This is a genomic window from Streptomyces sp. YIM 130001 (assembly GCF_003574445.1).
In the GTDB taxonomy this organism is placed as follows: Bacteria; Actinomycetota; Actinomycetes; order Streptomycetales; family Streptomycetaceae; genus Streptomyces.
Window position 1 is genome coordinate 37,852 of record NZ_KZ984581.1, and the last position, 8,011, is coordinate 45,862.

The 8,011-nt window shown below is 65.5% G+C and carries 5 protein-coding genes; all 5 read right to left on the reverse strand.

All coding sequences use genetic code 11. From position 1 onward, the window contains the following. Nucleotides 1-309: 309 nt before the first annotated feature. Nucleotides 310-4,251, reverse strand: a complete 3,942-nt coding sequence (locus tag DSC45_RS34895; protein ID WP_240435024.1) for a golvesin C-terminal-like domain-containing protein — start codon at nt 4,249-4,251, stop codon at nt 310-312. 116 nt (nt 4,252-4,367) lie between these two features. Next, nucleotides 4,368-5,264, reverse strand: a complete 897-nt coding sequence (locus tag DSC45_RS34900) for a hypothetical protein (RefSeq protein WP_162929443.1) — start codon at nt 5,262-5,264, stop codon at nt 4,368-4,370. Between the two features lie 46 nt (nt 5,265-5,310). Beyond that, a complete protein-coding gene (locus tag DSC45_RS36720) occupies nt 5,311-5,616 on the reverse strand; it encodes a hypothetical protein (protein ID WP_240435025.1) in 306 nt (101 codons plus the stop codon). Between the two features lie 1,092 nt (nt 5,617-6,708). Further along, nucleotides 6,709-7,251, reverse strand: a complete 543-nt coding sequence (locus DSC45_RS34910) for a hypothetical protein (protein WP_119296070.1) — start codon at nt 7,249-7,251, stop codon at nt 6,709-6,711. Nucleotides 7,252-7,317: 66 nt separating this feature from the next. Then, a partial coding sequence (locus tag DSC45_RS34915; protein WP_205571500.1) for a hypothetical protein occupies nt 7,318-8,011 on the reverse strand: 694 nt, incomplete at its 5' end.

Here is an 8,011-nt window from a genome sequence, read left to right on the forward strand (position 1 = left end):
CACACGAGTCCGTTCGTCACTCTCGTGCACCTGGAACAGACGACTTTCTGGACTCGTGGACGACTCCAGGATGTCCCGGAGCTGTTGTGCGCCTGCGGGCCACGTGTCTACCCGGTCCACGACAGCGTCCGCGTAGCGTCTAGCGTCCGTGCGGGTTGCCTCAACGGCAGAGTTCTCGCGGCTGCTGCGCTGGATGCCCATGATGACGAAGATGGCTACTACGGCTACGACGACGGCGCACAGGAGCGCGGCGAGAGCTTTCGCCCACGTCGCGCTCCTGCCCCTGGCTGGATCTGTTGTCACGAAGGTCTACAGCTTTCCGACGGCACGGCGGAACGCCGCTGCGTAGGCGGACGTACCAGCGTTGTTCGGGTGGTAGCTTTCGCGGCTGACGCACCAACTCCCGCCGGGCTCGCAGCGGAAGTCGCCGTCACCTGCCGGTGCTTTCACGATCTTGTTTACCCCTTCTTGGTCGTCGCAGGCACGCTTGCCCTCGAAGTCCGCGTTCGGAGACTCGAAAGTCACCGGTAGACCGTCGCCTTTGAGTGTGGCGACCAGATCCTTCTGCTTGGTCTCCAAGTAGCGGGCGTGGGCGTTGATCCGACTCATTCCTCCTCCACCGACTCCGCTCACACAGGTGACGGCATCAGCGTTGAACAGCTCTGGGTAGCCCATCAGGACTATCTTGGCGTTGCTGGCCTCAAAGTTGACCGCTCGCAGCACATCTTCGATATCCGAGATGATGCTGTCGATATCGCCCCGCACGTCGTCGTCGGACGGGCACCCTGTCGTGGCGCACATACGGATGACGTCCGCGAACTTGGCGTCGTTGCCGCCGGCGGTGAGGGTGACCAGTGTGGTGGCGTCGGTGAGTACCCCGGAGTCGACCTGGGTCATTTCGCGGAAGTTGCCGTCGTAGCCCCATTCTTTCGGGCCGCCGCTCATCTGCCAGGTCCTGGCACCGGAGCAGGACACGTCTTGGTAGTCGACCGACGCGGAGTGGGCGTCGGCGAGTTCGCCGAGGGTGGCTGACTGACCGGGCAGGGTGGTTTTGCGGGCCCACGAGTTCTTGCTGCGGCGGCAGGCGTTCCATCGGTCGTTGCCGAAGTCGTCGTCTGTTTCCTTGAGGTAGCTGCCCGCGCCCTCGCCGGAGGTGTAGGAGTCACCGAGGACGGCGACCATGTGCTGTGGCTTTTTGGGCAGCGGCTGGAAGGCCACGGCGTCGAAGGCGACATCGTCGTCGCCGGTTCCGTCGTCCGTCTGTGTTGCCAGGCGTACCCGGGGTGTGCCGTCCATCTTGTACGTGCCCAGGTTGACCCAGTTGTTGGCCTGTCGCTTCTGGTTGATGTAGCGGGTTTCGGTGAAGCTGCCGCTGCCGGTGTCGATCTCGTATTTGGCCTGCTGGGTGTGGGCTCCGTGGTCCGGGAGGTGGACCATGACGCGCATCCAGTCGGTGCGGGCGGTGCTGAGTTTCCAGGTGGCGGTGAAGTTCAGCCGCTGGCCCTTGGCGTCGTTCTGGCGTGAGTGGCCGAAGTAGAAGTGACCACCGAATCCGGCGCCGAGCTGGTGCAGGTCCACCTTGGACGGCCAGCGCGTTCCCTGTGAGGGGTGGCCTCCGGTTTCGCCGTCACCGAAGTCGACGGTGAACGTGCCCTTGTTGGCCCAGGAGTTGTTGCAGCCGGCCCTGACCGGTGGCGTGCCGCCGGGCAGGTCGTCGATGATCAAGGCGTTCGAGGGCAGGCCGGTGGTGGTGCATTGCGGCGGGTAGGCGGTGCCGTCGGCTTCCTCGGGGTAGCTGTCGTCGAAGCGGACGAACTCGTTTCCGCAGGAGTAGTCGCAGTCGTCCTTCCACTCGGCCGGGAGATGCCACCAGCACGTGAAGTCGCTTCGGGTGCATGGCCCCGCGCCGGGTTCGTTCTCCGCGCCATCGCTGATCTTGCCGGGGTCGCATCCGTTGCCTGCGGTGCAGAAGGTGTCCTCCGGCGGCTTGGCCTTGGCGCGGTTCTGCTTGGCGCTGCCGTCGGCGGTGGCGTCACCTCCTGTGCCGTTCCACCAGGCTGCGCGGAACGCGGGCACCAGCTTGCCGGGAGCCTCGAGGAACGACGGCGGGTGCGCGGCGAAGCCGATGACCTTCTCCTGGTAAGGCCAGTCCTGCGGGTGCGCGGCGTCGGAGGGGCGTTCGTTGCCGAGTGCGTCTTCCATGAAGGGGGTGCGGCTGGCGTCCCATTCGGGGTTGGCGGGGTTGTTGGCCCAGCCCACACCCCAGGGGCTGCCGTCGCCCTTATTGGCGTAGAACCCGGAGTTGTAGGCCCACAGGGCGAACGTCCAGTTCTCCAGTCGGTTCGGGTTGCCGTCGTTGATCTGCAGTCCGGCCTTGCGGGTCTCGTTCCACTTGGAGCTGAGGATCTGCAGGCCGGCGGCGAGGTTGGCGGTGTAGTCCAGGGCGACCGCGCGCTGCTTGTCGTAGGGCCATGCTGCGCCGCCGTGGCCGTCTTCCCTGCCGGCCATGCGCATGTGGTCGGTGACCTGGCTGATGCCGTAGCCGCAGTCCGCCTCGGCCCAGTCGATGTCCCAGTCGTTGCTCGGCTCGCCGTCGTAGTAGTCGATGCCGTAGTAGTTGCCGATCAGGGGATTGCCGGTGACGCCGGGCACGGCGGAGCGGGCTGCCTGCCACATGTTGGATTCCTGGGTGGTGATGCCGAGCATCACCTGTGCCGGTATCCGGCCGCCGCCTTCAAGTGACGGGCGGGGGAAAAGCGTCTGCGGCTGATACGCCGGCATGCCGAGGTTCTTCCAGTTCGCGGAGCGGCTGATGTGCTTGTTCAGGCCGCCGATGATCGCCTGGTTGACGGCCCATTCGACCTGGCGCGGCTTGGGCTGGATCGCCTGGTTGCGGGGATCGTTGCGGGGAACGGAGCAGACCCGTTCTGATTCGACGATCTCGTTGCGGCCTGCGGCACGTGCACCGGGGCGGGAGTTCGGAGGCGTTCCGGAGCTGGACTTGGGTGCTGCGAGTGCGGGAGTACGGTCCCGGCTCTGGCTGATGTTGTTGCTCGGGCGCCGGGTGGGGTCCACGGTGAAGGCGGTCTTCTTGCCGCTGCTCCGCACGGTCATGTCGATGTTGACCGGTCGCGCAAGGTCCGCGTCCTTCGCGTTGATCAGCGCGCCCTGGCCGTCGGTCCATGCTGTCTCGGTCAGCACGGCCTCACCAAGGGTGGAGACCCTGGCGCCCTTGGGCGTCTTGGGGAGCATCTGTACCGTCTTGGGAAGCGCTCTGGTGACTGGAGCGGCCTTGCCTGTCACGTATACGGTGTCGGCATTTCGGGTCAGGCCCGTTTCGGCCAGAGGCCCTTCGGCCAACAGCGCGGGGCGGGTCTTCTCGGCGTCCGGCGCGGTGATCTGACGAGCCGTGAGGCGCTTGGCCTGTGTCTGCCTTGCCGTCTTCCGCTCACGGGCTGACGCGCCCTTGCCCGGCGCAGGTTTCTTGTCGAGGAAGACCACACCACCGTCCGCGTCCGGAGCGAGCCGGTAAGGCACCGCATCCGTGGTGGCCAGCGTGGTCTTGTTGCCGCCTGCGTCGACCTTCACGATCTGGGCGCCGGCTGCACCGATGGTCGTTCCGTCCTTGGTGACTACCGTCGAGGTGACCTGTCCCTTGGTCTCCACCGGCTTGCTGAGCTTGCCCGTTGCCGCGTCCACTCGCACCAGTCGGGTGGCAGCTTTGTCCTCACCCCCCGACTGGGTCAGCACAGTGTCTTCCCCGACACCGCACCCGGGGTTGTAGTACGACAGGGAGGCCCGCAACGGCAGCTTGGTGACCTTGCCGCTGCTGAGTTCGACGATTGCGGTGAATGCACCTCGGGCCATCAGATCAGGCTTGTTGGTGAACGTACGGGGCGCGTAGACCACGACGGCCCGCTCGCCCGACCCCGTCACACAGGCGTTCCCGATCCACGCGTCCGCGTCAAACCCCGGCTCCGAGAGCGACGCCGCGGTACGCCAGGTGTAGCCGTTCTTCTGGGACGCGGTGAGTAGGTGAAAGCCACGGGCATCGCTGGTCGTCGCCCAAGCAAGGTCCCTGGACGCCTTGTAGTCACTTCCCAGCAGGGCGGACCGCTCGCCGGCGGGTACTTCGGCCAGCTCTTTCTTGTCCGCCTTGTGTACCGACGGTGATCTGCCCACCGCATCATCGGCCCAGGCCGTCGCCTGCACCAGACTCCCCAGCAGGGCTCCCGCGACGATCGCCGTCACGGACGTCCGTATACGTCTTCGGATCCTCAAAGCTCTCCTCAACTCGACAGGTCTGCAGCGTTACTGGCAGCACGAAGTACGGCCCCGCCGATGAGGCGGGGCCGTTTCGCGCTTGGTTACCGGGGGGCTCTGGCTGCGGATGCTTTGGCGACCGCAGCCTTGTTGTCCTTCTTCAGGACGTCGAGTTCCGACTGGTGCTTCTTGATCGCAGCCTGCTGGAGAGGGACTTCCGCGTCGTACCAGGTCTTCTCCACGTCGTGCCGGTCCCGGCACTCGACGTCAGCCTTGGCCGTTGCGATCTCCAGATCCGTCACCCGGGACGGGTCGTTGAAACGGGGGTCGTCACTGGCTTCCATCGGCTTCTTGTACGAGAAGCCTTTGTCCCCCATGCACGTAGCCCACTTCTCGAACACGCTGACCACCGCGGGCTCCTGCATCGAAGCCGCGTAGGCATTGCCGCTGATCTGCTGGGCGAGGTCGTCCTCGGCGATGGCCGGCACTTCACCATCGGTCTGGGCCACGCAGTTCTTCAACTGCCCTTCGTCAGCACCGGACTCGTCGACGGCACCGGCCTCCATGGCAGCGTCGTACGCCTCCTGCTCGGCGGCGTCGGGGTGGTAGCCGCGTTTGGCGACCTGACCGGCGTCATGGACACCGTAGCGCCAGTCCGTCAGCGTCTTGCCGCCCAGGTCCGGCAGATCCAGCGCCGGGGCCCACTCCGCGAAGCCGGCCTTCTCCATGCAGGCATCGATCAGCGTGTCCCTCGCACCGGCGATCAACCGGGTGTTCGCCTTCGACGGCACGTACGCCTCGATCGGCAACCGCCACGTCGCCGGGTCGTCCGGATCACCCATATGTGCCTTCGCGACTCCGCCGCTGCCGGCTACCGACTGCCGCTGTTCGGCCCCGCGTGATGGGCCGTCGGCGCTCGCCGTCACGAGCACCACGGCCCCCACGGCCGCGGCGGCCACCATCGGCACAGCCACCTTGACGAGCGTTCCCCGAGAACTCACTTCGCCGCCCCCTCCTTCACTGCTGCCTGGCTCCCGTCCACGTGGATCACGTCCACCGGAACGAGGCGTTGTCGTTGTAGACCTTCGTGAATCGGGCGATGTGCTGGTACGGCGCCATGGAGTTCTGCGCGCCCTTGTACCCACTGTTGTAGTAGACGCGGGCCGTGTACTTGTAGTGGTCGTTGTCGCCGGACGCGGCGTTGTTCTTGATCTTCTGCGCGGAGCCGGGCCAGGGATTACTGGCTCCGAAGACGCAGAACTTCAAGGAGTACGTGCCGGGGTTGCTTCCTCCTGGCCGCACCGCGTTGAAGTCGTACACGCTGTAGCCGATGTTCCTGTACGAGCCCCCCATGCCCGAGTTGTAGAAAATGTGGAACTTGAACTTCGACTTTGACTTCGACCTGCAGACTTCCACGCTGTGCACATTCGCGTCATCGCCACTTCCCGCCTGGGCGCTGGGCGCCGCAACGAGAGAAAGCGATACGGCAGCTACCGCCCCCAGGGCTACCGCCAACGGTCTTCGCATGTGTCTCCGTCCATCACGTATCGCGTCGAACGGAGAGGGCCTCGCTCGGCGCCCGTAAGAGTGCGCCCCCATGCAGTTGCGGCCCCCTCCGCGCTGATCGAAGCGAGAATAGAACAAAGTCGATCACATAGGGCAACAAAGGGGGAACCCGTCGTGATGTGGCCGGTTCACGCGCCTCGGGAGCCGCCGCCTCAGCGACACGAAACCACCCTTCAGGCCTGGACCAACGATTGTGTGGTTCCCGTGACGAACGTGAAGGGTGTGCGCACCCCTGCCCCAGCATTGGCCGAAACGTTTCTTCGCAGTGGCGGTCGAAAACTGACGAGCTGACGACCCACAGGCCGTCGATCTTCTTCGGCAGCGCACGGTCTCCGAGTAGCAACCCGAGGAAGCAGTCCCCTTGCTCATGAGTGCTCGCCCCCGCACACCTACTCCCGGCCACTGGTCCACGGCTCTTGACCGGCCGCGATCTCAGCTCCGCTGTATTTCCTCGCCCATCGTCCAGTCAGGGCCAGGGACATCCGCCTCCTTGCAGGCTTCCTGTCCCCTGGTTCAGTGACCGTTCCACCTGGAACACGGCAACCCTCACGGGCGTTGACCCCGGATCTTGGGCACCGGAGAGACGTGGATCGTGATGGTCGGCGACTTCTCTACCGCCCCACCACCACGGCAGCCTCGCCAACTCTGGCTGTCGTGCGAACGCCCCGCCTCGGTTGTGTCTACCGGGGCGGGGCGTACCTCGTGGCCAGTGGGCGCGGACGTGATGCTGGCTCCTGCGGGCGACCGGCAACAGCGGTGGGGCAGGCACGGATCAGGCGGTGAGGCCGATCCGTGTCGAGTCCGCCCCCTGTGGCCGCTTGTGCCGCATTCTCCGCCCGCGGTCGGCCAGGGCGCAGCACTGTTCCTCGATGTGCAGTGTCATGCGTCTTCGGTGCCAGGGGTCATGCGGCGGGCGATGACGACTCTGGCCGTACGTGTAGCTGTCCATTCAGTCCGGACTTCGAGTCGTCCCAACTGGGCGTACGTCGAGTTCTTTCCCGTGCGGACGTCGGACGCCCACTCCCTGGCCTCCGCGTCCTCCTCCGGCGGGAATTCCCGCAGGCTTACCCAGGTGGCGAGCGGTGCTGATTCCAAGGTCTTCCGGCTGTCGTCAGCTACGCCTCGAGGATCCTGGACGGCCGGCTCGAGCACGGCCTGCGCATCCAGGCGCTCAGTCGCGTCCCGAAGGATGTCGGCATGGCGGCCCAACTTCCCGTCCTTGGCGATCCTCAGTGCGTCTGTGACGGTCACAGGAACGAAGGACATCGTGCTCGACGGGTCCAGCCAGTCCGCGGACAGTGCGTCGTGCAGAACAAACTGCTCGCTGGCGGGGAGGTAGACGAAGACCAGGCCCCCGCGTTCAGCAGCCAGCCAAACGTCGTCGTCACCGTCTCGAACCAACAGCAGTGAATATTCAGTCACGGCGAAACACTCCTTCTCTTCACACAACGTACGGTCTCTTCCACGCGGCGCCGTATTCGGAGGCGCTCAGCGGTTCTTGACTTCAAGTGGCACTCCCCCCAACTCGCCTGCCTGCTGGATCCCGGCCGGCGCACGCAACGTGGCAGAGCGCGCCACCATCCGCTCGTTCGCGGCAACACGGTCGGCGATCGGTGTCGCAAGGTCCCGGGACACCTCGTAGTCGATGTGGTTCTTGTCCTTGACCGCCATGGACTGCTCGGAGTGGGCCTGTATCTCCACGGTCTCCCCTGAGGGGTGACGGGCAAGAAAGTGCAGGCCCTTGTATGTCGCACCCTCCGTGTAGGAGTGATCTGCCTCGACCATGGTCCAGCCGAGCTTTCGCAGGCTGCTGGCCATCTCCCTCGCGTCCGAGAAGACGGTGTCGGTGTTTCGGCTCACGATCGTGTAGCGCACGACGTCGGTCATGCTGTTCAGGTGTTCCTGGGGCGAGCGGTTCGGATTCTTCTGGTAGCGGGTCGCAACCTTCCTCGCCAGCGAGCCGGCCGACTTCATTCGGAAAGCCAACCCCTCGGGCCGTGCACCGGCAGGTATCGCCTCCAACACGTCGCTGGTGATCTCTGGCTCCGACGCACGGACGGCGACGACGCGGGAGGTGACGGCGACTGCCCGTCTCTCTCCTCGGTCACACCGGCGGCGTGCCCTTACCTCGTGTCGTAGGCCACTGAGGGCACCCTTTTCGCTCCAGAGCTGACAGCGCCTT

Excerpts from the sequence above, each read along its gene's own strand:
- DSC45_RS36720 (WP_240435025.1), bottom strand. The coding sequence starts at position 5,616 with ATGGGGGGCTCGTACAGGAACATCGGCTACAGCGTGTACGACTTCAAC.